This window comes from Streptomyces sp. NPDC005263 (genome assembly GCF_042872365.1).
Classification (GTDB): domain Bacteria; phylum Actinomycetota; class Actinomycetes; order Streptomycetales; family Streptomycetaceae; genus Streptomyces.
In genome coordinates this window covers 232,630-256,130 of the sequence record NZ_JBIAKJ010000011.1, presented here as the reverse complement: position 1 = coordinate 256,130, position 23,501 = coordinate 232,630, and the positions used below count along the sequence as shown (strand labels likewise).

22 protein-coding genes and 1 tRNA gene are annotated in these 23,501 nt (G+C 70.3%); 14 read left to right on the top strand and 9 right to left on the bottom strand.

Features of this window, described 5'->3' with window-relative positions; all coding sequences use genetic code 11:
• The first annotated feature begins 156 nt into the window (after positions 1-156).
• Positions 157-642 (top strand): Lrp/AsnC family transcriptional regulator, encoded by a 486-nt coding sequence (locus ACFYRY_RS37460; protein ID WP_389156273.1) that lies wholly within the window; start codon positions 157-159, stop codon positions 640-642.
• Positions 643-652: 10 nt separating this feature from the next.
• Here ACFYRY_RS37460 and ACFYRY_RS37455 read toward each other — a convergent pair whose 3' ends face one another.
• Both ACFYRY_RS37455 and ACFYRY_RS37450 read right to left on the bottom strand, forming a co-directional pair.
• Complete coding sequence (locus ACFYRY_RS37455) at positions 653-1,243, bottom strand: TetR/AcrR family transcriptional regulator (protein WP_389156180.1); 591 nt, start codon at positions 1,241-1,243, stop codon at positions 653-655.
• Positions 1,240-2,766, bottom strand: a complete 1,527-nt coding sequence (locus ACFYRY_RS37450; protein WP_389156177.1) for a 3-hydroxyacyl-CoA dehydrogenase — start codon at positions 2,764-2,766, stop codon at positions 1,240-1,242. Before ACFYRY_RS37450 ends, ACFYRY_RS37455 begins: the two co-directional genes overlap by 4 nt.
• Before the next feature lie 160 nt (positions 2,767-2,926).
• Here ACFYRY_RS37450 and paaN point away from each other — a divergent pair, with 160 nt between their 5' ends.
• A complete protein-coding gene (paaN, locus tag ACFYRY_RS37445; RefSeq protein WP_389156174.1) occupies positions 2,927-4,633 on the top strand; it encodes a phenylacetic acid degradation protein PaaN in 1,707 nt (568 codons plus the stop codon).
• Positions 4,634-4,669: 36 nt separating this feature from the next.
• Here paaN and ACFYRY_RS37440 read toward each other — a convergent pair whose 3' ends face one another.
• Genes ACFYRY_RS37440 through ACFYRY_RS37430 form a run of 3 tightly spaced genes read right to left on the bottom strand, consistent with a single transcriptional unit; the run spans position 4,670 to position 7,610 of the window.
• Positions 4,670-5,431, bottom strand: a complete 762-nt coding sequence (locus tag ACFYRY_RS37440) for a TrmH family RNA methyltransferase (protein ID WP_389156172.1) — start codon at positions 5,429-5,431, stop codon at positions 4,670-4,672.
• Positions 5,432-5,478: 47 nt separating this feature from the next.
• Positions 5,479-6,828 carry an HTTM domain-containing protein gene (locus ACFYRY_RS37435; RefSeq protein WP_389156169.1) on the bottom strand — a complete coding sequence of 450 codons (1,350 nt, stop codon included), beginning with the start codon at positions 6,826-6,828 and terminating at the stop codon, positions 5,479-5,481.
• Positions 6,825-7,610 (bottom strand): DUF5819 family protein, encoded by a 786-nt coding sequence (locus ACFYRY_RS37430; protein ID WP_389156270.1) that lies wholly within the window; start codon positions 7,608-7,610, stop codon positions 6,825-6,827. Before ACFYRY_RS37430 ends, ACFYRY_RS37435 begins: the two co-directional genes overlap by 4 nt.
• Before the next feature lie 292 nt (positions 7,611-7,902).
• On the opposite strand from ACFYRY_RS37430, the gene paaA reads away from it, so the two are divergent.
• The 6 genes from paaA to ACFYRY_RS37400 all read left to right on the top strand — a co-directional run bounded on the left by paaA (position 7,903) and on the right by ACFYRY_RS37400 (position 12,799).
• Entirely contained in the window at positions 7,903-8,937 is a 1,035-nt protein-coding gene (gene paaA / locus ACFYRY_RS37425; protein ID WP_389156166.1) for a 1,2-phenylacetyl-CoA epoxidase subunit PaaA, read from the top strand.
• Positions 8,934-9,221 carry a 1,2-phenylacetyl-CoA epoxidase subunit PaaB gene (gene paaB / locus ACFYRY_RS37420; RefSeq protein WP_059130355.1) on the top strand — a complete coding sequence of 96 codons (288 nt, stop codon included), beginning with the start codon at positions 8,934-8,936 and terminating at the stop codon, positions 9,219-9,221. The genes paaA and paaB overlap by 4 nt, the downstream gene beginning before the upstream one ends.
• Positions 9,218-9,952: a 1,2-phenylacetyl-CoA epoxidase subunit PaaC gene (gene paaC, locus ACFYRY_RS37415; RefSeq protein ID WP_389156164.1), complete on the top strand. Its 735-nt coding sequence runs from the start codon at positions 9,218-9,220 to the stop codon at positions 9,950-9,952. Before paaB ends, paaC begins: the two co-directional genes overlap by 4 nt.
• Positions 9,946-10,473, top strand: a complete 528-nt coding sequence (gene paaD / locus ACFYRY_RS37410; RefSeq protein WP_389156161.1) for a 1,2-phenylacetyl-CoA epoxidase subunit PaaD — start codon at positions 9,946-9,948, stop codon at positions 10,471-10,473. Before paaC ends, paaD begins: the two co-directional genes overlap by 7 nt.
• On the top strand, positions 10,473-11,543 hold the full coding sequence (locus ACFYRY_RS37405) for a 2Fe-2S iron-sulfur cluster-binding protein (protein ID WP_389156159.1): 1,071 nt from the start codon (positions 10,473-10,475) through the stop codon (positions 11,541-11,543). Before paaD ends, ACFYRY_RS37405 begins: the two co-directional genes overlap by 1 nt.
• Positions 11,544-11,665: 122 nt before the next feature.
• The gene (locus ACFYRY_RS37400; RefSeq protein WP_389156157.1) at positions 11,666-12,799 is read left to right on the top strand and encodes an acyl-CoA dehydrogenase family protein; all 1,134 of its coding nucleotides are present in this window, start codon (positions 11,666-11,668) and stop codon (positions 12,797-12,799) included.
• A 50-nt stretch (positions 12,800-12,849) separates the two neighbouring features.
• Here the strand turns inward: ACFYRY_RS37400 and ACFYRY_RS37395 are convergent, their stop codons facing one another.
• The 4 genes from ACFYRY_RS37395 to ACFYRY_RS37380 form a co-directional block, all read right to left on the bottom strand.
• Entirely contained in the window at positions 12,850-13,179 is a 330-nt protein-coding gene (locus ACFYRY_RS37395; RefSeq protein WP_389156267.1) for a rhodanese-like domain-containing protein, read from the bottom strand.
• Between the two features lie 82 nt (positions 13,180-13,261).
• Positions 13,262-14,104 carry a J domain-containing protein gene (locus ACFYRY_RS37390; protein ID WP_389156154.1) on the bottom strand — a complete coding sequence of 281 codons (843 nt, stop codon included), beginning with the start codon at positions 14,102-14,104 and terminating at the stop codon, positions 13,262-13,264.
• Positions 14,105-14,168: 64 nt separating this feature from the next.
• Positions 14,169-15,605, bottom strand: a complete 1,437-nt coding sequence (locus ACFYRY_RS37385) for a DUF2252 domain-containing protein (RefSeq protein ID WP_389156151.1) — start codon at positions 15,603-15,605, stop codon at positions 14,169-14,171.
• A 1,105-nt stretch (positions 15,606-16,710) separates the two neighbouring features.
• A tRNA-Leu gene (locus ACFYRY_RS37380) sits at positions 16,711-16,794 on the bottom strand.
• Positions 16,795-17,193: 399 nt separating this feature from the next.
• Between ACFYRY_RS37380 and ACFYRY_RS37375 the strand changes: the two genes are divergently transcribed.
• The 6 genes from ACFYRY_RS37375 (at position 17,194) to ACFYRY_RS37350 (ending at position 23,368) form a co-directional block, all read left to right on the top strand.
• On the top strand, positions 17,194-17,370 hold the full coding sequence (locus tag ACFYRY_RS37375) for a hypothetical protein (protein WP_389156148.1): 177 nt from the start codon (positions 17,194-17,196) through the stop codon (positions 17,368-17,370).
• Positions 17,358-18,218, top strand: a complete 861-nt coding sequence (locus ACFYRY_RS37370) for an FhaA domain-containing protein (protein ID WP_389156145.1) — start codon at positions 17,358-17,360, stop codon at positions 18,216-18,218. The genes ACFYRY_RS37375 and ACFYRY_RS37370 overlap by 13 nt, the downstream gene beginning before the upstream one ends.
• Before the next feature lie 10 nt (positions 18,219-18,228).
• Positions 18,229-18,741 (top strand): FHA domain-containing protein, encoded by a 513-nt coding sequence (locus ACFYRY_RS37365; protein WP_356764845.1) that lies wholly within the window; start codon positions 18,229-18,231, stop codon positions 18,739-18,741.
• A gap of 98 nt (positions 18,742-18,839) precedes the next feature.
• On the top strand, positions 18,840-20,414 hold the full coding sequence (locus tag ACFYRY_RS37360; RefSeq protein ID WP_389156265.1) for a Stp1/IreP family PP2C-type Ser/Thr phosphatase: 1,575 nt from the start codon (positions 18,840-18,842) through the stop codon (positions 20,412-20,414).
• A 27-nt stretch (positions 20,415-20,441) separates the two neighbouring features.
• On the top strand, positions 20,442-21,893 hold the full coding sequence (locus tag ACFYRY_RS37355; RefSeq protein ID WP_389156142.1) for an FtsW/RodA/SpoVE family cell cycle protein: 1,452 nt from the start codon (positions 20,442-20,444) through the stop codon (positions 21,891-21,893).
• Entirely contained in the window at positions 21,890-23,368 is a 1,479-nt protein-coding gene (locus tag ACFYRY_RS37350) for a peptidoglycan D,D-transpeptidase FtsI family protein (protein ID WP_389156139.1), read from the top strand. Before ACFYRY_RS37355 ends, ACFYRY_RS37350 begins: the two co-directional genes overlap by 4 nt.
• Positions 23,369-23,501 lie beyond the last annotated feature (133 nt).

The following is a 23,501-nucleotide window of genomic DNA, read 5'->3' as shown; positions in this document are numbered from 1 at the left end:
CGTTACGGATGTGATGCGCCTCACCTACCGATTGTTCGGTCGTCGGCACATTTTGGCTACAGGCACCCCCAGGCTGTGGACAAACGGTTCTCCACAGCCTGAGATGGACGCAGTACGTCCACGAGAGGAAGGCAGGGGGACGTGGCATCTGAACAAATGGCCGAGAGCCCGGACGGCAGCGGCCCTCGGCCGTCCCCACGCCCCCTCGACGCGATCGACGAGGACATCCTGCAGATGCTGCAGGCGGACGGCCGCGCGTCGATACGGTCGGTCGCGGACCGGGTGCATGTCTCGCGCGCCAACGCCTACGCGCGCATCAACCGCCTCATCGAGGACGGCGTCATCCGCGGTTTCGGAGCCCGCGTCAACCACGAACGCGCGGGTCAGGGCACCTCGGCGTACGTCACCCTGAAGATCGTCCAGAACTCCTGGCGCACGGTGCGCGAGCAGCTCAGGCAGCTGCCGGGGGCCTCCCACATCGCGCTGGTCGGCGGCGACTTCGACGTGCTTCTGCTGGTGCACACCTCCGACAACCGGTCGCTGCGCGAGCTGGTGCTCACCCGGCTCCAGGCGATCCCGGAGGTGCTCAGCACCCGCACCCTGCTGGTGTTCGAGGAGGAGGACCTGGAGCCGCAGGGCTGAGCCGGACCCCTCAGACCGGCCTGCCCAGTCCCCCGAACACCAGCCGCACCACCGCTTCGGCCACCTCGCGCTCGCTCATGCCCCGCCCGTCCGGCCGGTACCACTCGACGATCGAGTTGATCATCCCGAAGACCAGCCGGGTCGCGAGCCGTACCTCCACGTCGCCGCGCACGTCCCCGTCCGCGGCCGCCGCCTTCAGCAGTTCGGCGACCCGGTGGTCGAAGTCGCGGCGCCGCTCCAGCGCCCACCGCTCGGTGCCGGTGTTGCCGCGCACCCGCAGCAGCAGGGTGACGTACGGGAGCTCGGCTATGAGCACCTCGACCATCCGCCGTACGACGTACTCCAGGCGCTCCGCGGCCCGCCCCACCCGCGCCCGCTCCTCGTCGAGGATCTCGAAGAGGCCGTCCAGCGCACGGCTCACGGCCCGCCGCAGCAGTTCCTCCTTGCCGGTGACGTGGTGGTAGATCGACGACTTGGAGATGCCGGCCGCCTTGGAGAGGTGCTCCATGGAGGTGCCGTCGTAACCGCGCTCGTTGAAGACCTGGACGGCGACGGACAGCAGCGTCTGAGGGGTGTACGTGTCCCGCTTGGCGGCCGTCATGAGGTGCTGCCCTCCCGCTTGTCGGTGGCGTACGCGTGCCGGTACAGCGCCAGGGAGGGCGCGTAACGCCCCGAAGGGTCGCGCAGGTGCAGGTCGTCCAGGAGGGCGTAGGCCCAGTTGCGGCCCAGGCGGCGGCTCCACTCGAAGGGGCCCAGGGGGTAGTTGACGCCGAGCCGCATCGCCGTGTCGATGTCCTCCTCGGTGGCCACGCCCTTGGCGACGGCGTCGTGCGCGAGGTCGACGACCCGGGCGACCGTACGGGCGACGATCATGCCGGGGACGTCGCCGATCACGCTGACCTGCTTGCCGAGCGCCTGGAAGAGTCCGGTGGCCTCGGCGAGGGTGCGCGGGGAGGTGTCCTGGGAGGCGGACAGGGCGATCCGGGTCGCTCTGCGGTAGTCGAGCGCGAGGTCGAAGTAGACGACGTCCCGGAACTCGACCGAGGTCTGTCCGTCGGCGAGGGCCAGCTGTCCGCCGCCGGGCAGCACCAGGCGGGTGCCGTGGTCCTCGTCGTCCTCGCGGACCTGGATGCCTGCCTCGCGGATCAGCGGGACCAGCTCCGCGGCGGGTCCGAGGTCTCCCTCGACCGCCACGTACGCGGGTTGCCGTGCCGGTTCCGCGGTGTGCGGCTCGGGGAGCTCGGCGGCCCCACCGTCGTCGGGATAGTCGTACCAGCCCTGTCCGGTCTTGCGGCCGAGCCGGCCCGACTCGACCAGGCGCTGCTGGGCGAGGGACGGCGTGAAGCGCACGTCCTGGAAGAAGGACTGCCACACGGAGCGGGTGACGGACTCGTTGACGTCCTGGCCGATCAGGTCGGTCAGTTCGAAGGCGCCCATCTTGAAGCCGCCGCACTCCCGCAGGACCGCGTCGATGGTGGCGGGGTCGGCGCCCTGCGCCTCGTAGACGGCGAACGCCTCGGCGTAGAAGGGCCGCGCGATGCGGTTGACGATGAAGCCCGGGGTGTCGGCGCAGGCCACCGGGGTCTTGCCCCAGGCGCGGGCCATCTCGTACGCGCGGGTGGCCGACGACACGTCCGTGGAGAACCCGGAGACGACCTCGACGAGCGGGAGCAGCGGGGCGGGGTTGAAGAAGTGCAGGCCGACGAAGCGGCCGGGGCTGCGCAGGGCGCCGCCGATGGCCGTCACCGACAGGGAGGAGGTGTTGGTGGCGAGCAGGCAGTCCTCGTCGACGACGTCCTCGAGCTCGCGGAACAGCTCCTGCTTGACGTCCAGCCGTTCCAGAACGGCCTCCATGACCAGGGAGCAGTCGGCGAGGTCGGCGATGCTCCCGGCGGGCAGCAGCCGGGAGCGCGCCGCGTCCCGGTCGGCGGCGCCGAGACGGTCCTTCTCGACGAGCCGGTCGAGCCGCGCGCCGATCGCGTCGGCGGCCTCCCGGGCCCGCCCGGGCATGGCGTCGTACAGCCGTACGGTATGGCCCGCGACCAGTGCGACCTGGGCGATGCCCTGGCCCATGGTGCCGGCGCCGACGACGGCCACGGGGCTGCTGAGGTCGAGTCCTGTCATGTGCGCGATCCTCCCGCACGGGGTTTTCCACAGATGCGGCGGACCCCCTTGTCCCGACCGATCGTTCGGTTACTCTAACTCTGACCGCCTGTTCCCGCCCATGTTTCTGCCCAGGTCATGAGCTCGACGAAGAGTTCAGGAAACGAGGAGTTGGTCCCGCATGGCCGCCGAACTCACCGCGCACGATCTGATCGCCAAGCACCGGCCCACCCTTGACCAGGCGCTGGACGCGATCCGCACCCGCGCGTACTGGTCCCCGCACCCCGAGCACCCCAAGGCCTACGGCGAGAACGGCAGCCTGGACGCCGCGGCGGGCAAGGCCGCCTTCGACGCCCTCCTCGGGACCCGCCTCGACCTCGGCCAGCCCGGCACGGACGACTGGGTGGGCGGCGAGGTCTCTCCGTACGGCATCGAGCTGGGCGTCACCTACCCGCACGCGGACATCGACGCGCTGCTGCCCGCGATGAAGGCCGGTCAGCGGGCCTGGCGGGACGCGGGCGCCGAGATCCGCGCGGTGGTCTGCCTGGAGATTCTCAAACGGATCAGCGACCGGACGCACGAGTTCGCGCACGCGGTCATGCACACCTCCGGCCAGGCCTTCATGATGGCGCTCCAGGCGGGCGGCCCGCACGCACAGGACCGCGGCCTGGAAGCGGTGGCGTACGCGTACGTGGAACAGGTCCGCACACCCGACACCGCGGAGTGGACCAAGCCGCAGGGCAAGCGTGACCCGCTGGCACTCACCAAGCGGTTCACCCCGGTGCCGAGGGGCATCGGCCTCGTCATCGGCTGCAACACCTTCCCGACGTGGAACGGCTACCCGGGCCTGTTCGCCTCCCTCGCCACCGGCAACGCGGTCCTGGTCAAGCCGCACCCGCGCGCGGTGCTGCCGCTGGCGCTCACCGTGCAGGTGGCCCGCCAGGTGCTGGCCGAGGCCGGATTCGACCCGAACCTGGTGGCACTGGCCGCCGAGCGCCCCGACGAGGGCATCGCGAAGACGCTGGCCACCCGCCCCGAGATCCGGATCATCGACTACACCGGCTCGACGACGTTCGGTGACTGGCTGGAGGCCAACGCCCGCCAGGCGCAGGTCTACACCGAGAAGGCCGGCGTCAACACCGTGCTGGTGGAGTCGACGGGCGACTACAAGGGGATGCTGGCCAACCTGGCGTTCTCACTGTCCCTGTACAGCGGCCAGATGTGCACCACCCCGCAGAACCTGCTCGTCCCACGCGACGGCATCCGCACCGACCAGGGCCCCAAGACCTTCGACGAGGTGGTCGCGGACCTGGCCCGCTCCGTCGACGGCCTGCTGGGCGACGACGCGCGCGCCAACGCCCTGCTCGGCGCCATCGTCAACCCGGATGTGAAGTCCCGTCTGGACGCGGCCTCCGGACTCGGTGAGGTCGCCCTCGCCTCACGGGAGATCAGCAACCCGGAGTTCCCGGGCGCGGTCGTCCGCACCCCCGTCATCGTCAAGCTGGACGGTGCCCGCAAGTACTGGGACGGGGCGGACGACGAGCCCGCCTACCTGCGCGAGTGCTTCGGGCCCGTGTCCTTCGCCATCGCCGTCGACTCCGCCGCCGAGGCGACGGAGCTGCTGCGCCGAACCATCCGCGAGAAGGGCGCGATGACTGTCGGCGCGTACACCACCGACGAGGAGGTCGAACGGGCCGTCCAGGAGGTCTGCCTGGAAGAGGCCGCCCAGCTGTCCCTGAACCTCACGGGCGGGGTGTACGTCAACCAGACGGCCGCCTTCTCCGACTTCCACGGCTCCGGCGGCAACCCGGCGGCCAACGCGGCCCTCACCGACGGGGCGTTCGTGTCGAACCGCTTCCGGGTGGTGGAGGTCCGGAGCGAGGCGTAGGGCGGCGCGTGGTGTGGGGCGCCTGCTAGGCCCGGTCTAGGAGACGCCGAGTGCGCCCCCGGTGGCGCTCCAGTGGTACAGCGTCATGGCCACACTGGTCGCGAGGTTGTAGCTGGAGACCTGGGGGCGCATCGGCAGCGCCAGCAAGTGGTCCGCCCGGGCGCGCAGTTCGGCCGACAGGCCGCTGCGTTCCGAGCCGAAGGCGAGTACGGCGTCGTCCGGGAGCTTGGTGCCACGCAGGTCGTCGCCCTCGGGGTCCAGCGCGAACACCGGCCCGGCGGGCAGTTCGTCGACGGTCAGCCGCTCCACCGCGGTCGCGAAGTGCAGCCCTGCTCCACCGCGTACGACCGTGGGATGCCAGGGGTCGAGCGTGCCGGTGGTGACCACTCCGGTCGCGCCGAAACCGGCGGCCAGACGGATCACGGCCCCCGCGTTGCCCAGGTTGCGCGGGTTGTCGAGGACCACGATCGGCGCGGTGCGCGGGGTGTGCGCCAGCCTTTCCAGATGGGACGCGCGAGAGGGACGTACGGCCAGGGCGGCCACCGCGGTGGGATGAGGGCGCGGCACCAGGGAGGTGTACGTCGTCTCCGGGACCTCGGTCAGGAGCGCGTCCAGCGTGTCCCGTACGTCGGGGGCCAGCTCGTCGGCCAGGGCCAGCGCGGCGGCCCGGTCGACGGCGACGGCCACCGGCACCTCGGCGCCGAAGCGGACCGCGTGCTTGAGGGCGTGGAAGCCGTCGAGCAGCACGGAGGCGTCAGCGAGCCGGCGCCACCGGCTCACGGGATCGGGGGCGGTCATGCGTGAAGCCTACGTGCGGGGGGTGAGGGGTCCTGACGTTCTCGGGATTACGAGTGCTCCTGGGCTTCCGGGTTCTTCGGGGCCTCCGGAGTCTTCCTGGCCTGCGGAGTTTTCGTGACCTCACCGGTCTCCGAGGTCTTCGATGCCTCCGACGCCACCGGTTCCACCAGGTTCACCACATCCACCGGGGTGCGTTGCTCCGGTACGCCCTTCGGGACCTCCGTACGTCCCCTGCCCGCCGGCCCCACCGTGACAGACGGCACCGCCTGCAGCCGCTCACGCAAGCGCGTCGCCCATCCGCCGAGCCGGCGCAGGAACGACGTCGGCAGGAACACGGCGTCGGCGGCGATCATCGCCAGCGAGAAGAACGGCAGCCCCAGGATCACCGCGATCGCGGCATGCTCGATGATCATCGCGGTGAGCAGGACGTTCTTGACCCGTCGGTTGAACAGCGTGAACGGGAACGCCACCTGCACGGCGACCGTTCCGTAGGTCACCAGCAGCACCATCGTGCCGCTGGCCGACAGCAGGTCGGCGAGGGCGGGCCACGGCGAGAAGTAGTCGAGGTGCAGCGGGTAGTAGACGGCGGTGCCGTCCTGCCAGCGGGTGCCCTGGATCTTGTACCAGCCGGCCGTCGCGTAGATCAGACAGGCCTCGGCCATGATCACGAGCAGGGCCCCGTTGTGGACGATGTTGCCGACCACGTCGAGCAGGATCCGCGGCTCGCCGGACCTGGCGAACCGCCCCACCGCCCACCACAGGCCCAGCGCGACCCATACGACCCACAGGAGCACCGGCACGGTCGGGTCACCGTCGAGCCGGCCGGCCAGGGTCACCGCGACCAGCGCGAGCCCGAGCCCGCTCCACAGGGCCGGACCCAACCGGTCCGTGACACGCTCCCCAAGTGCCCGTGCCGCCCGCGACAGCCGTGCCCGGCGCGCGTCCAGCGACCACACCTGGCCGCAGCGGGTGAAAACGAGGTAGATGCCCATCAGGTGCAGGACGTTGTCGCCGCCGTCCCCCATGAAGATGCTGCGGTTCTGCAGCGACAGCACGCCGACCATGAAGAGCACCGACATCGTGCGGGTGCGCCAGCCCAGCAGGAGCAGGACGCTCGTCAGGACGGCGAGGGCGTAGAGGACCTCGAACCAGAGACGGCCGTCGGACCACATCAGGGCCGTGAAGGAACCGTTCGTCGAGATCAGCTGTTGGGCGAGGTCCCAGCTCCAGGGGCCATCGGGACCGTACATCTCTTCGCGGTGAGGGAACTCCCGCAGCAGGAACAGCAGCCAGGTCGCACTGAAGCCGATGCGGATCACGGCGGTCTGGTACGGACCGAGGGCGGACTCGGTGACGCGGGCTATGCCGGACGAGACGGAGAGAGCGAACCGGTTCACTTCGCGCCCCCCGCGGCCGTGCCCGCCTCGCCTGACTTGCCCGCCGTGTCCGCCGTATCCGCCGTGTCCGGTGGTGCGGCCGACCACCAGGGCAGCACGCGGTACGTCGGCTTGTCGGAGACCTTCTCGCCGCTCCACGCGGGCGGGGGCACGTTCGTGGTGCGGGAGCGGATCTGGACGAGGTCGACGGCGCCGCCCTTCCCGGCCGCGTTCTCGCGGTCCAGGCGCAGCGACACGATGCGGCGCAGGTAGGTCTCGGACAGGGAGCCGCGCAGGCCGATCGCACGGTTGTCGGTGTCGTGCGTGGAGACGAAGAAGTCCCAGGCCCGGCGCAGTTCGTTCTGCTGGGTGTGGCTCGGCAGCAGATTGCCGTCGATGGCCCGGCCGTCCTCCGCGGACAGGTCGTACCAGCCGGTGGTCCGTATCCCGCCGTCCGCGGACCGGACCTGCGCGCGGACCTGGACGGCGATGTTCTGCTGCAACGGGTTCGGCGCGAAGAGTTTCCAGTTCTGCTCGAACTCCGGGTAGATCCAGTCGTCGATCGCCCTGCCGTGCTGCTTGGTCAGCGTGTTCGACGGGGCGACATGCAGGAACACCATGCCGATGTGGACACAGACGGCGACGGCGACGACGGCGAGGGCCACAGAGACAGCGATCTGGTACCTGAGGGAGAGGGCCCCGAGTCCGATCCGGGCGTCGGCATCGGGGGCGCCGGGCTCGTCCGGCCCGCGCGGGGGCCTCCAGCCTTCGTCGTACGCGTCCATTCCGCCCCGTCTCCCGATCCCGGTCCTGCTCCGGTTCCGTCCCCGGCGTCGCCCCGCCCGCGCCCGGGCGCCCGGCTCCCACGACGCTCGCACGGAACGGTACTCAGAGCCGCCCTCCCGGCACAGCCCCCATCGTCCCCACCTCGAAGTCACCCCGGTTGTCCACAGACCACGCCGGGGACGCCGTGAGTTGTCCACAGCGGTTGACACCTTACGGCGCCCGTCCCACCATGGAATCGCACGAACCGAACGATCGGTCGGGAGCAGGCACCGGCCAGGCACCGGCAGAGTCCAGGTCGAGGGGGACTTCATGGCGACAGCAGCCGCGCATCACACGGCCCGGACGGCCGGAGCACAGGGGTACGACGGACAGGACGGCGTCCGTGAGGATCAGGCCGTCGACACCGCCGCGTACGAGCGCGCCTTCGACGCCGCCGTGGCCGCCGACGAGCGCGTGGAGCCACGGGACTGGATGCCCGACGCCTACCGCGCGACGCTGGTCCGACAGATCGCGCAGCACGCCCACTCCGAGATCATCGGCATGCAGCCGGAGGCGAACTGGATCACGCGAGCGCCCTCGCTGCGCCGCAAGGCCATCCTGATGGCCAAGGTCCAGGACGAGGCCGGCCACGGGCTGTACCTCTACAGCGCGGCCGAAACCCTCGGCACCGGCCGCGACGAGTTGCTCGACAAGCTGCACACCGGCCGCCAGAAGTACTCCTCGATCTTCAACTACCCCACGCTGACCTGGGCGGACGTCGGCGCGATCGGTTGGCTGGTGGACGGCGCCGCGATCACCAACCAGGTCCCCCTGTGCCGCTGCTCCTACGGCCCGTACGCACGCGCGATGGTCCGCGTCTGCAAGGAGGAGTCCTTCCACCAGCGCCAGGGGTACGAACTGCTGCTGGCCCTCAGCCGCGGCACCCCGGAGCAGCACGCGATGGCGCAGGACGCGGTGGACCGCTGGTGGTGGCCGTCCCTGATGATGTTCGGCCCGCCCGACGACGAGTCCGCGCACTCCGCCCAGTCGATGGCCTGGAAGATCAAGCGCCACTCGAACGACGAGCTGCGGCAGCGATTCGTCGACATCTGTGTCCCCCAGGCCGAGTCCCTGGGCCTCACCCTCCCCGACCCGGACCTGAAGTGGAACGAGGAGCGGGGGCACCACGACTTCGGCGCCATCGACTGGACGGAGTTCTGGGATGTGCTCAAGGGCAACGGCCCGTGCAACGAACAGCGGATCACACAGCGCAGGCGCGCGCACGACGAGGGCGCCTGGGTACGGGACGCGGCGGCGGCGTACGCGGCCAAGCACAACGGCGGGACGGGAGTGAGCCGAGGATGACGAACACCGACTGGCCTCTGTGGGAGGTCTTCGTGCGCTCTCGCCGCGGCCTCTCGCACACCCACGCCGGCAGCCTGCACGCGCCGGACGCGGAACTCGCCCTGCGCAACGCCCGCGATCTGTACACCCGGCGCGGCGAGGGCGTCTCGATCTGGGTCGTCCCCTCGTCCGCGATCACCGCGTCCTCCCCCGACGAGAAGGACCCGTTCTTCGAACCGGCCGCCGACAAGCCCTACCGCCACCCGACGTTCTACGACATCCCGGAGGGGGTGAAGCACCTGTGACCGCAGCCGAGACGACGACCACCCCCGGATCCGCGGCCGCCCTCGCCCTCGGCGACGACGCCCTGGTGCTCTCGCACCGTCTCGGGGAGTGGGCGGGTCATGCACCCGTCCTCGAGGAGGAGGTGGCCCTCGCCAACATCGCGCTGGATCTGCTCGGCCAGGCGCGGGTGCTGCTGTCGCTGGTCGGCGACGAGGACGAGCTGGCGTATCTGCGCGAGGAGCGCGCCTTCCGCAACCTCCAGCTGGTGGAACAGCCGAACGGCGACTTCGCCCACACCATCGCCCGCCAGCTGTACTGCTCCACCTACCAACACCTGCTCTACGCCGAACTCGCCACCGGAGACGGCCCGCTCGCCCCCCTGGCCGCCAAGGCCGCCAAGGAGGTCGCCTACCACCGCGATCACGCCGAGCAGTGGACACTGCGGCTCGGCGACGGCACCGACGAGGGCCACGAACGGATGGGGCGGGCGTGCGAGGCGCTGTGGCGCTTCACCGGTGAGATGTTCCAGCCGGTGGAGGGGCTCGATGTCGACCGGGAGCGGCTGGAGGCGGCCTGGCTCGCCTCCGTCGAGGACGTGCTGCGCCGGGCCACTCTCACCGTCCCGGAGGGTCCGCGGTCCGGGGCGTGGCAGGCCGGCGCGGGCCGGCAGGGGCTGCACACCGAGCCCTTCGGGCGGATGCTCGCCGAGATGCAGCACCTGCACCGCAGTCACCCGGGGGCGTCATGGTGACCCTCACCGCCCTGGAGGCGGAACTCCTGGACGTGGCCGGTTCGGTGCTCGACCCCGAGCTGCCCGTGCTCACCCTCAAGGAGCTGGGTGTGCTGCGCGCGGTGCACCTGCGGGGGACCGACGCGGTCGAGGTCGAGCTGACCCCGACGTACACCGGGTGCCCCGCCGTCGAGGCGATGTCCCTCGACATAGAGCGCGCACTGCACCAGCACGGCATGCGCGAGGTCACCGTGCGCACGGTGCTCGCGCCCGCCTGGTCGACGGACGACATCACCGACGAAGGGCGCCGCAAACTGCGGGAGTTCGGCATCGCCCCACCTCGGGTACGGCAGGAGTCCGGACCGGTCACGCTCGCACTCGGGCCGACCCGCACCCACTCCGGCGAAACTGCCCCGATCCAGTGCCCGCACTGCGGTTGCGCCGACACCGAGCTCCTCAGCCGTTTCTCCTCGACGGCGTGCAAGGCGCTGCGGCGCTGCCTTGCCTGCCGTGAACCGTTCGACCACTTCAAGGAGTTGTGATGGCCCGCTTCCACACGCTCCCGGTGGCGGCGGTCGACCGGCTGACCGACGACTCCGTGGCGCTCACCCTCGCCGTGCCGCCGGAACTGCGCGAGGAGTACCGGCACGCACCGGGCCAGCATCTCGCCCTGCGGCGGATGGCCGACGGCGTCGAGATCCGGCGTACGTACTCGATCTGCTCCCCGGCCCCCGCGACGGACGCCGAGGGTCCACACACCCTGCGGGTCGGTGTGCGGCTGGTCGAGGACGGCGCGTTCTCCACCTTCGCGCTCAAGGAGATCGACATCGGCGACGAACTGGAGGTGATGACCCCGGCGGGACGCTTCACGCTCGACCCCGCGCCCGGCCTGTACGCGGCGATCGTCGGCGGCAGCGGCATCACCCCGGTCCTGTCGATCGTGGCGACCCTGCTGGCACGCGAGCCCGCGGCCCGGTTCTGTCTGATACGCGGCGACCGGACATCCGCCTCCACCATGTTCCTGGAGGAGGTCGCCGACCTGAAGGACCGCTACCCCGAGCGGCTCCACCTGGTGACGGTGCTCTCCCGGGAGGAGCAGCAGGCGGGGCTGCCGTCCGGGCGGCTCGACCGCGAGCGGCTGACCGGACTGCTCCCGGCGCTGCTGCCGGTGGAGCAGGTCGCGGGCTGGTTCCTGTGCGGGCCGTTCGGGCTGGTGCAGGGCGCCGAACGGGCACTGCGGGAGCTCGGGGTCAACCGGACCCGAATCCACGAGGAGATCTTCCACGTGGATCCGGTCACCCCGGTCGCCCCCACGGCCGCCGTCCCCGCACCCGCGCACAGCACGGTGACCGCCCGGCTCGACGGCCGGGGCGGCACCTGGCCCGTCCAGGACGGCGAGTCACTGCTGGAGACGGTTCTGCGCAACCGGCCCGACGCGCCCTACGCCTGCAAGGGCGGGGTGTGCGGGACGTGCCGGGCGTTCCTGGTCGCCGGCGAGGTGCGGATGGACCGCAACTTCGCGCTGGAGCCGGAGGAGACACAGGAGGGGTATGTGCTGGCATGCCAGTCACATCCGGTGACGGAGAAGGTGGAGCTGGACTTCGACCGGTGAGAGACCGAAGGCGGCCGACCGTTCCCTTCTTCTAGAACCTGTTCTATCTTGACGCCTCGTCAGACATCTGGGTCGTCGGGCCCGGCTGGTGGGCCGGGGTGCGTGTGGGAGGGGCAGGGACCGTGGACTTCACCTTCACCGAGGAGCAACAGGCGGCGGCCGAGGCGGCGCGGGGGGTGTTCGCCGGCGTCGCGCCGGACACGGTGCCCAGTCCGTCCCTCACCGCGGGCGCCGTCGCCGACGACTTCGACCGCGCCCTGTGGAGCAGGCTCGCCGAGGCGGATCTGCTGAGCCTGACGACGGCCCCGGAGTACGGCGGTGCAGGCCTGGACGCCATCGCGCTGTGCCTGGTGCTGCGCGAGGCCGCGCAGGTGCTGGCGCGGGTGCCACTGCTGCAGCACAGCGCGGCCACGGCAGCCGTACAGGCCCACGGCGGCGAGCAGTTGCGGTCCGCACTGCTGGCCCGGGCAGGCCGGGGAGAGGTCGTGCTGACCGTCGCCGCGAGCGGCCGCACCGGCCACGACCCCGCCGAACGCGCCGTGACCGCCCGTCAGGAGGGGCCGGACTGGATCCTCGACGGGGTGCAGACGGCGGTGCCCTGGGCGTACGGCGCGGACCTCGTCGTCGTACCGGCACACACGGCCGCCGACCGTACCGTCCTCGCGCTGGTCCCCCGCCGCCACCCGGGCGTCGTGCTCGCCGAGCAGATCTCCACCACCGGCGAGCGACTGGCCGAACTGCGCCTGGAATCGGCGCGGATCCCGGCCCGGGAGATCATCGATGTCGACGGCGCCTGGGAGTGGCTGCGCGATCTGCTGGCCACCGGGACGTGCGCACTGGCACTCGGTCTGGGCGAGCGGGTCCTGCGCATGACCAGCGACTACACCAGCAAACGAGAGCAGTTCGGGTTCCCGGTCGCCACCTTCCAGGCCGTCGCCGTCCAGGCAGCGGACCGCTACATCGACCTACGGGCCATGGAGGCCACGCTGTGGCAGGCGGCATGGCGGCACAGCTCGGGGACCCAGGGAGCGCTGCCCGTCTCCGGTGTGGTGGCCGTCGCCAAGGTGTGGGCGGCCGACGGTGTCCGGCGGGTCGTGCAGACGGCGCAGCACCTGCACGGAGGGTTCGGCGCCGACGTCGACTATCCCCTGCACCGCTACCACGCCTGGGCCAAGCACCTGGAACTGTCACTGGGCCCGGCGTCGGCGCACGAGGAATCCCTGGGCGACCTGCTGGCAGCCCACCCACTGGGCTGACCGAAGACCTCGCGACGCCTTCGGTCAGCGCCCCGAAGGCTCCGGATCTCTCACAGGACGAAGCCGGGCCGGCCCTCGTTCGTCACCACGGGCCGGCCCGCGGCCGCCCACACCTGCATACCGCCGTCGACGTTCACGGCGTCCACGCCCTGCTGGACGAGGTACATGGCGACCTGCGTCGAACGCCCGCCGGAGCGGCAGATCACATGCACCCGCCCGTCCTGCGGTGCCGCCTCGGTGAACTCGCCGTACCGGGCCACGAACTCACTGATGGGGATGTGCAACGCCCCGTCGGCATGGCCGGCCTGCCACTCGTCGTCCTCGCGGACGTCCAGCAGGAAGTCGCCGTCCTTGAGGTCCGTGACCTCGACCGTGGGCACACCAGCTCCGAAATGCATGCCCCCGACGCTACCCGACGAAGAAACCGCCGAAAGAGCCGACCGGATCACACCCGCGCCCTGGCTAGGCCAGGAGCTCCGCCAGCTCCGCCTCACGCGTCGCCACGTCGGCCAGGAGCTTCTCGGCGATCTCGTCCAGGAGACGGTCCGGGTCGTCCGGGGCCATCCGCAGCATCGAGCCGATCGCGCTCTCCTCCAGGTCCCGCGCGACCACGGCCAGCAGTTCCTTGCGCTGAGCGAGCCATTCGAGGCGGGCGTACAACTCGTCGGCCGGCGTAGGCCCCTGCTCGGGGGGCTTCGGCCCGGCGGCCCACTCCTCCGCCAGCTCCCGCAGCAGCGCCTCGTCCCCGATGGCGTAGGCGCCGTTGACCCGGGTGATGAACTCCTCACGGCGAGTCCGCTCGCTCTCGTCCTGCGCGAGATCCGGGTGCGCCTTGCGGGCCAGGTCGCGGTAGAGCTTGCGGGCCTCGTCGCTGGGGCGGACCCGCTGCGGGGGCCGCACCGGCTGGTCGGTGAGCATCGCCGAGGCCTCCGGGAACAGCCCCTGGCCGTCCATCCAACCGCCGAAGAGCTCCTCGACACCGGGCATCGGCATGACCCTGGCCCGCGCCTCGTCGGCCTTGCGCCGGTCCTCGGGGTCTCCGGTGCGGGAGGCCCGGGCCTCAGCGATCTGGGCGTCCAGCTCGTCGAGCCGGGTGTACATCGGGCCGAGCTTCTGGTGGTGCAGCCGGGAGAAGTTCTCGACCTCGATCCGGAAGGTCTCGACCGCGATCTCGTACTCGATCAGCGCCTGCTCGGCGGCCCGGACAGCCCGCTCCAGCCGTTCCTCGGGCCGGGGCGCACCGCCCTCGGCCGCCTGCCGGCCCTCGCCGGCGACACCATCTTGCTCAGCTTCCGGGGTCGTCACCCGACCAGCCTAGGCCACGACCGGAGGACACCTCGGAACGCGCCATACTCACCCGGCACCCCACTCACACCCCCTCCTCCGCCGCGATCCGCCCGGACCGCACCGCCGCCACCAGATCCGCGTGGTCCGCCTCGGTGCGGTCGGCGTAGGAGACCGCGAACGCGGCGAACCCCTCGTCCAGTTCCTCGTTCTTGCCGCAGTAGCCGGCGATCAGGCGGGGGTCGGCGCTGTGCGCGTGGGCGCGGGCCAGAAGCGCGCCGGTCATGCGGCCGTAGTCGTCGATCTGATCGGCGGCCAGGGCCGCGGGATCCACACTGCCCTTGCGGTTACGGAACTGCCGTACCTGGAAGGGCCGACCCTCGACCGTCGTCCAGCCCAACAGGATGTCGCTGACGACCTGCATGCGCTTCTGCCCGAGGACCACCCGGCGCCCCTCGTGGTCGACCGCGGGCACCTCGAAGCCCGCCGTCACCAGGTGCGGCACCAATGCCGACGGACGGGCCTCCTTGACCTGGAGGACCAGCGGCTCCCCTCGGTGGTCCAGCAGCAGCACGACGTACGACCGGGTCCCGACGCTGCCCGTGCCGACGACGCGGAAGGCGACATCGTGCACCGCGTGCCGGGCCAGCAGAGGGAGGCGGTCCTCGGAGAGCGTGCTGACGTACTCCTCCAAGGACGCGGTCACCGCCGCGGCTTCCTCGTCCGGCACACGCCGCAGCACCGGCGGGGCGTCGACGAAACGGCGCCCGCCGTCCTCGGTCGGCTCCGTCGCCTTCGCGGCGAAACGTCCGCTGGTGTTGGCCCGCGCCTTCTCGGACACCCGCTCCAGCGTGCCGAGCAGGTCGTGGGCGTCGGCGTGGGAGACGAGTTCCTCGTCCGCGATGGCGTTCCACGCGTCCAGGACCGGGAGCTTGGCGAGCAGCCGCATGGTGCGGCGGTAGGAGCCCGCCGCCCCGTGCGCGGCCCGGCGGCAGGTGTCCTCGTCGGCACCCGCCTCACGGCCGGCCAGTACCAGCGAGGTGGCGAGCCGCTTGAGATCCCACTCCCAGGGTCCGTGGACCGTCTCGTCGAAGTCGTTCAGATCGATGACCAGGCCGCCGCGGGCGTCGCCGTACAGGCCGAAATTCGCCGCGTGTGCGTCGCCGCAGATCTGGGCTCGGATCCCGGTCATGGGGGTGCGCGCCAGATCATGGGCCATGAGGCCCGCCGCTCCCCGCAGGAAGGCGAAGGGCGTGGCCGCCATCCTGCCCACCCGTATCGGCGTGAGCTCGGGAATCCGACCACGGCCGGACTCCTCGACCGCGCTCACCGCGTCGGGACGCGCGCCGTCCAGGTCGAGGGTCGCGTGCACAGCGCGCGGGACGCGGTGCCGCAGCGCCTTACCCTCCTCCTTGGGTGTCCCCTCAGCGGGCCACCCCGCGAAGCCACGCACCCGGGGGAGCCGACGGGCCCGCCCCACCGGCACCATGCCCGCCGCCGTCTCCGCACCGACCTCGGTCATGCCGACCGCCTCCCCCGCACCGGAACCCGTATACATACCCGCGCCCGCGGCGCGGCCACGGCCGCAGCCGCACGAACATCAACTCGTGCCGACCGTACAGCCGGTGGCCGAAAACCGTCACACCCTGTGGACAACTCCACCGCTGTGGAAAACCCCGGCCCCCTCGAACCCACACGACAGCCCGAAGTCAGCCCGCCGACCAGAGACCTTGCTCACAGGTCGGCCGCGCTCCGACGAAACGCACTGAACCGCACGGAACCGCACAGGCCTCTTGGCACACGCGTCACAATGCCCGAGCTCACCCGCTCTCTCTGCTCCTCTTTCCCATCCAGGACTGACAACCCCATCGGGCGAGTGCTCCTACCAGGACGGCGATGACGATCGCCCCTGAGTCGATGACGTGCGGAAGCCCGGGGAGGAAAGCGAAGAAGGCGAGTGTCACGACGAGTCCCCCGACGAACGCGGCGATCCCAACCACCCGCTGTCGCGCCTCCCATCGCTGGTCTCGCCCCTGCTGTTGATCAATCATGAACGGCTCACCTCGTGATGTGATGGCACTGGCTCACTCGGCGCACCCCGTTGACGTGGAGATGCGCACACGCCTTTCCATAACGAGGCAGCGTCTGAGGAGAGTTGTTCCGCATCGGATCGATCTTGCACTCCGGGTGAGTTCGCCCCCGGGACGTCCTGTATGTCTTGTTGTTGGTGTTCGCGTACGTGAAGTCGATCCGCCAGTTGCAGAAGCCGCTGGAGTCGTTCCCACAGCCCCAGCCTGCGCCACCGAGGAACTCGTCAGTACGAGCGCGCACGCAGCAGCAAGGGCCATGAACGGGACGGCACCGGCCCCCCCGGAACCGGCCCACCCGTCGCCGCAAGGCCAAGCCACTGGACACCTGACTCCCAAGGGCCACCTCACCCAGCCCTGAGACCTTCCTCACACGCCACCAGTAGCCAGTGGCAACGTAACCAGTCCGCGACAGAGCAACGGAAGATCCACTCCTGAAAAAACGGACCGCAGACGGCCCAGGCCGTCTGCGGTCCATGTGTTTCTGGCCACACAGCAGAACGGGCGGCATCGTGATCACGATGCCGCCCGTTCCCGATGTGCGCGAGGGGGGAGTTGAACCCCCACGCCCTTGCGGGCACTGGAACCTGAATCCAGCGCGTCTGCCTATTCCGCCACCCGCGCATTGGGTGTGTCCTCGGGCTGTTCCCCCTAGGGGCTGGCGCCTTCCGACACGCAGAACATTAGCACGGTGGACGGGGTGGATTCACATCGCTTCCGGCCGGGCAGCCGCCCACCAGCAAGGTCTCGCGAACCACCGAACCGGACGGGCCTCCGGCTAGGTATCAACGGTGTCCATTCACGTATCAACCTCGTACCGGTCCCGCCCGTCTCCCCAGGAGCAGGTCCGGGTCCACAGCCCGGTGCGGGACACTGGTCTGCGGCCGCCTCTACGATCCCTTCGCAGGACTACGTCCGAGAAGAGTTCGAAGAGGAGCTCCACAGGGAACCTCGACAGGCGTCGACACCCGTTCGACACCCGTCGACCGGTCCGACAGGGGGAACCAGCCGATTCACCGGCGCGTGGATACGATCAGTAAGCAGTACCAGCAGCACGAGCAGTACGAGCAGTCCAAGCAGCAGCCCGAGCGGTACCAGCGGTACCGATCGCGGTATCAGCGATACCAAGCAGGGAAGTACCCGCTCAGCGGGATGTACAACGGCAGCAGCTACGGAGGAGGTGCCCCATGGGAGTCCTGAAGAAGTTCGAGCAGCGTCTCGAAGGTCTGGTCAACGGCACCTTCGCCAAGGTGTTCAAGTCCGAGGTCCAGCCCGTGGAGATCGCGGGCGCGCTCCAGCGCGAGTGCGACAACAACGCGACCATCTGGAACCGCGACCGAACCGTCGTCCCCAACGACTTCATCGTGGAACTGAGCACACCGGACTTCGAGCGGCTCAGCCCCTACTCCGGACAGCTCGGCGACGAACTCGCCGGCATGGTGCGCGACTACGCCAAGCAGCAGCGCTACACGTTCATGGGCCCCATCAAGGTCCACCTCGAGAAGGCGGACGACCTCGACACCGGCCTGTACCGGGTACGCAGCCGTACGCTCGCCTCCTCCACCGACCAGCAGGCTCCCGGCAACGCCCCGGGCCGCCCGAGCTCCGGCGCCCCGGGCGGCTACGGCTACCCGCCGGCCGCGTCACCCACGGGCGCCCCGCCCATGCCGGCCTCGCCGCCCGGCGGCCGCCCCGGCGGCTACGGCTACCCGCAGCCCGCGGGCGGACAGCGGCCCCCGGCCGCGGCCGCCCCGGCGGCCGGTGGCCGCATGCGCTACTGGATCGAGATCAACGGCACCCGCCATCAGATCTCCCGCGCGACGCTGGTGCTGGGCCGCAGCACCGAGGCCGACGTGCGGATCGACGACCCCGGCGTCTCCCGCCGGCACTGCGAGATCCGGACCGGAACGCCCTCGACGATCCAGGATCTCGGCTCCACCAACGGCATCGTGGTGGACGGGCAGCACACCACCCGCGCTACGCTCCGCGACGGCTCGCGGATCGTCGTGGGCAGCAGCACCATCATTTACCGGCAAGCCGAAGGGTGAAGCGGGGGCAATGTCAGAGCTGACCCTCACGGTCATGCGGCTGGGTTTCCTAGCCGTACTGTGGCTGTTCGTGATCGTGGCCGTGCAGGTCATCCGCAGCGACCTGTTCGGTACGCGCGTCACCCAGCGCGGTTCGCGCCGGGAGAGCGGACGGCCCCAGCAGGCCGCCCGACAGGCCGCGCCCCCGCAGCAGCGCCAGCAGGCCGCCGGGGGCCGGCAGCGTCGTAACGCCCCCACCAAGCTGGTGGTGACCGAAGGCACACTCACCGGCACCACCGTCGCACTCCAGGGCCAGACCATCACCCTGGGCCGGGCCCACGACAGCACCATCGTGCTGGACGACGACTACGCCTCCAGCCGTCATGCCAGGATCTACCCGGACCGTGACGGACAGTGGATCGTCGAGGACCTGGGCTCCACCAACGGCACGTACCTCGACCGAACGCGGCTGACGACCCCCACACCGATCGGACCGGGCGCGCCGATCCGCATCGGCAAGACCGTCATCGAGCTGCGGAAGTAGTGCTACATCATGAATAGGCGCGAGCGGAGCGAGCACGCAGCGGCGGCCCCCACCCCGGGCCCCGGCGCGCTCCCGACCGGAGGGTGGGCACCGTGCGGATGTACCCGGAGCCGACGGGCGAGGTGCGCATGAGTCTGTCACTGCGCTTCGCCGCCGGATCGCACAAAGGCATGATCCGGGAGGGCAACGAGGACTCCGGATACGCCGGTCCGCGCCTGCTCGCCATCGCGGACGGCATGGGCGGCGCCGCGGCCGGCGAGGTCGCCTCCTCCGAGGCCATCTCCACCATCGTCGCGCTCGACGACGACGTACCCGGCTCCGACGTCCTCACCTCCCTCGGCACCGCCGTCCAGCGCGCCAACGACCAGCTGCGCGCGATGGTCGAGGAGGACCCGCAACTCGAGGGCATGGGCACCACGCTCACCGCCCTCCTGTGGACCGGCCAGCGGCTCGGCCTGGTACACGTCGGCGACTCGCGCGCCTACCTGCTCCGCGACGGCGTCCTCACCCAGATCACGCAGGACCACACCTGGGTGCAGCGCCTGGTGGACGAGGGCCGGATCACCGAGGAAGAAGCCACCACCCACCCGCAGCGCTCCCTGCTGATGCGCGCGCTGGGCAGCGGCGACCATGTCGAACCCGACCTCTCCATCCGCGAGGTCCGCGCCGGCGACCGCTACCTGATCTGCTCCGACGGCCTGTCCGGGGTGGTGTCCCACCAGACCCTCGAGGACACCCTCGCCAGCTACCAGGGCCCCCACGAAACCGTCCAGAACCTGATCGAGCTCGCACTGCGCGGCGGCGGCCCCGACAACATCACGGTCATCATCGCCGACGTCCTCGACCTCGACACCGGGGACACTCTCGCCGGGCAGCTGTCCGACACCCCGGTCGTCGTCGGCGCGGTCGCCGAGAACCAGAACCACCTGAGCGACAACGGCATCATGCAGACCCCGGCGGGCCGCGCCTCCGGGCTCGGCCGCCACGCGCACGGACAGGGCGGTTCAGGCGGCGAGTACGGCCCGCACGGCTCCGCCGACACCACCGGCTACGTTCCCGACGGCAGCTTCGGCGACTACGGCGACGACGACTTCGTCAAGCACCGCAAGGGCCGCAGGTGGCTGAAGAGATCCGTCTACCTCGTGCTCGCGCTCGGCGTCATCGGCGGCGGCCTCTACGGCGGCTGGCGCTGGACGCAGACCCAGTACTACGTCGGCACCAACGGCGAGCACGTCGCGCTGTACCAGGGCATCAGCCAGGACCTGGCCTGGATGTCGCTCTCGAAGGTGTCGAAGGACCACCCCGAGATCGAACTCAAGTACCTGCCGCCGTACCAGCAGAAGCTGGTGGAGAGCACGATCGCCGAGGGCGACCTGAAGAGCGCCCAGAAGAAGATCACCGAGCTGTCCGTCCAGGCCTCCGCGTGCCAGAAGCAGTCCCAGCAGCAGACGGCCGAGAGCCAGCAGAACTCCAAGACCGGCGCGGGCGAGGCCGGGGGCACCACGGGAACCACCCGCACCTCCCTCACGTCCAAGGCGACACCGACACCCAACCCGTCGGGTTCGCAGCCGTCCTCCCCGTCCCCGTCCACGACCGCACCCGCTGCTCCCAACCCCGGCCCCACTCTCTCGGAGGAAGAGCAGAAGGTCGTCTCGCAGTGCGGTACGCAGTAGGCAAGCCGTGAGAGGCCCCGTCACACGATGAGCAGTACAACCAACCCGTCGACGCACCACACGTCCACGATCGGCTCGATCGGAACGCCGAGCCGGCGCAACACCGAGCTCGCCCTGCTGGTGTTCGCCGTCCTCATCCCGGTCTTCGCGTACGCCAACGTAGGACTGGCGATCAACGACGAGGTCCCGCCCGGACTGCTGAGCTACGGTCTCGGTCTCGGCCTGCTCGCAGGCGTCGGTCACCTCGTCGTCCGGAAGTTCGCGCCGTACGCCGATCCGCTGATGCTGCCTCTGGCGACCCTGCTGAACGGGATCGGTCTGGTCGTCATCTGGCGACTGGACCAGTCGAAACGGCTGCAGGCGAGCGACGACTTCGTCGCGGCCGCACCCCGCCAGCTGCTGTACTCCGCGATGGGCGTCAGCCTGCTGGTGGTCGTCCTGATCTTCCTCAAGGACCACCGCGTCCTGCAGCGCTACACCTACATCTCCATGGCCGGCGCGCTGTTCCTGCTGGTCCTGCCGCTCGTCCCCGGACTCGGCGCGAACGTCTACGGCGCCAAGATCTGGATCAAGATCCCCGGCCTCGGCACCCTCCAGCCCGGCGAGTTCGCGAAGATCGCCCTAGCGGTGTTCTTCGCCGGCTACCTCATGGTCAAGAGAGACGCCCTGGCCCTGGCCAGCCGCCGCTTCATGGGCCTGTACCTGCCGCGTGGTCGCGACCTCGGTCCGATTCTCGTCGTCTGGGTCATCTCGATCCTCGTCCTGGTGTTCGAGACCGACCTCGGAACGTCCCTGCTGTTCTTCGGGATGTTCATCATCATGCTGTACGTCGCCACCGAGCGGACCAGCTGGATCGTCTTCGGTCTGCTGATGTCCGCGGTCGGCGCCGTCGGCGTGGCGAGCTTCGAGCCGCATATCCAGACGCGTGTGCAGGCCTGGCTCGACCCGGCGCACGAGTTCGCTCTCAGCCGCTCCGGGGTCAAGGACGGCATCGTCCACTCCGAGCAGGCCATGCAGGCCCTCTGGGCCTTCGGCTCCGGCGGCACCCTCGGCACCGGCCTCGGCCAGGGCAACTCCGACCTCATCGGCTTCGCCGCCAACTCCGACTTCATCCTCGCCACCTTCGGCGAGGAACTGGGCCTGGCCGGCGTCATGGCGATCATGCTGCTCTACGGCCTGATCGTGGAACGCGGTGTGCGCACCGCACTCGCGGCCCGCGACCCGTTCGGCAAGCTGCTGGCCGTCGGCCTGTCCGGCGCCTTCGCCCTCCAGGTCTTCGTCGTGGCGGGCGGTGTCATGGGCCTCATCCCGCTGACCGGCATGACCCTGCCCTTCGTCGCGTACGGCGGCTCCTCCGTCATCGCCAACTGGGCCCTGATCGGCATCCTGCTGCGCATCAGCGACACCGCACGCCGCCCGGCGCCCGCCCCCGCCCCCAGCCCCGACGCCGAGATGACCCAGGTGGTCCGCCCGTCATGAACAAGCCCCTGCGCCGGATCGCGATCTTCTGCGGACTCCTCGTCCTGGCACTGCTCGCCCGCGACAACTGGATCCAGTACGTCCAGGCCGACACCCTGCGTGAGGACCCCGACAACCGCCGCGTCGCCATCGCGCGCTACGCCACGCCCCGCGGCGACATCATCGTCGGCGGCAGCCCGATCACCGGGCACACCGCTACGTCGAAGGGCGACTTCAAGTACAAGCGCACGTACAAGAACGGCGCGATGTGGGCGCCGGTCACCGGCTTCGTCTCCCAGGCCTACGGCGCCAACCAGCTCGAGAACATCGAGGACGGCATCCTCACCGGCAACGACGACCGGCTGTTCTTCCGCAACACCCTCGACATGGTCACCGGCAAGGAGAGGGAAGGCGGCAACGTCGTCACCACCCTCAGCGCCGCCGCGCAGAAGGCCGCGTACAACGGGCTGAAGAAGCAGGGCGCCAAGGGCGCCGTCGCCGCCCTCGACCCCTCTACCGGCAAGATCCTGGCGCTGGCCTCGTACCCGTCGTACGACCCCTCCACGATCGCCGGCGGCGGCGAGTCGGACGCCGAGGCCTGGAAGAAGCTGGACAAGAAGAACAACCCCAACGACCCGATGCTGAACCGGGCACTGCGCGAGGTCTACCCGCCCGGCTCCACCTTCAAGGTCGTCACTGCGGCCGCCGCCCTGGAGAACGGCCTCTACGACAGCGCGGACGTCAAGACGAACTCGCCGCTGCCGTGGATCATGCCGGGCACCACGACGCCGCTGAAGAACGAGGGGAACATCCCCTGCAAGAACGCCACCCTGCGCGAGGCGCTGCGGGTGTCCTGCAACAGCGTCTTCGGCAAGGTCGGAGCCGACCTCGGCAACGACAAGATGCTGGCGGAGGCCAAGAAGTTCGGCTTCGACGCCGAACAGTTCACGCCGGTCCGCTCCAGCGCCTCGGTCTTCTCCGACGACATGAACCAGTCGCAGACCGCGCTGTCCTCCATCGGCCAGTACAACACCGCCGCGACCCCGCTGCAGATGGCCATGGTCGCCTCGGCCGTCGCCAACGACGGCACCCTGATGAAGCCGTACATGGTGGACAAGCTCCAGGCCCCCAGCCTCGACCCCGTCGAGTCGACCGAGCCGGAGAAGCTGAGCCAGCCCCTGTCGCCGAAGAACGCCCAGATCCTCCAGTCGATGATGGAGACCGTCGTCAAGGACGGCACCGGCACGAACGCGCAGATCGGCGGCGGCATCACCGTGGGCGGCAAGACCGGTACCGCCCAGCACGGCGAGAACAACAGCAAGAACCCGTACGCCTGGTTCCTCTCGTACGCCAAGCTCGCCGACGGCAGCTCACCGGTCGCCGTGGCCGTGGTGGTCGAGGACGACGCCGCCGTCCGTGACGACATCTCCGGCGGTGGCCTCGCGGCGCCCATCGCCAAGAGCGTGATGGAGGCAGTCATCAACAGCAAGAAGTGACCCCGCTCACGTCCCCTTCACATCGGTGCACGTTGCGATACCGGTCCTGTATCGGGTGACGGGCTTGGCCAGGTCACACAGAGCCAGACGGGTACGGTAGGCCCGGACGGCAGCCTCCGGCCCGCACGAGCCG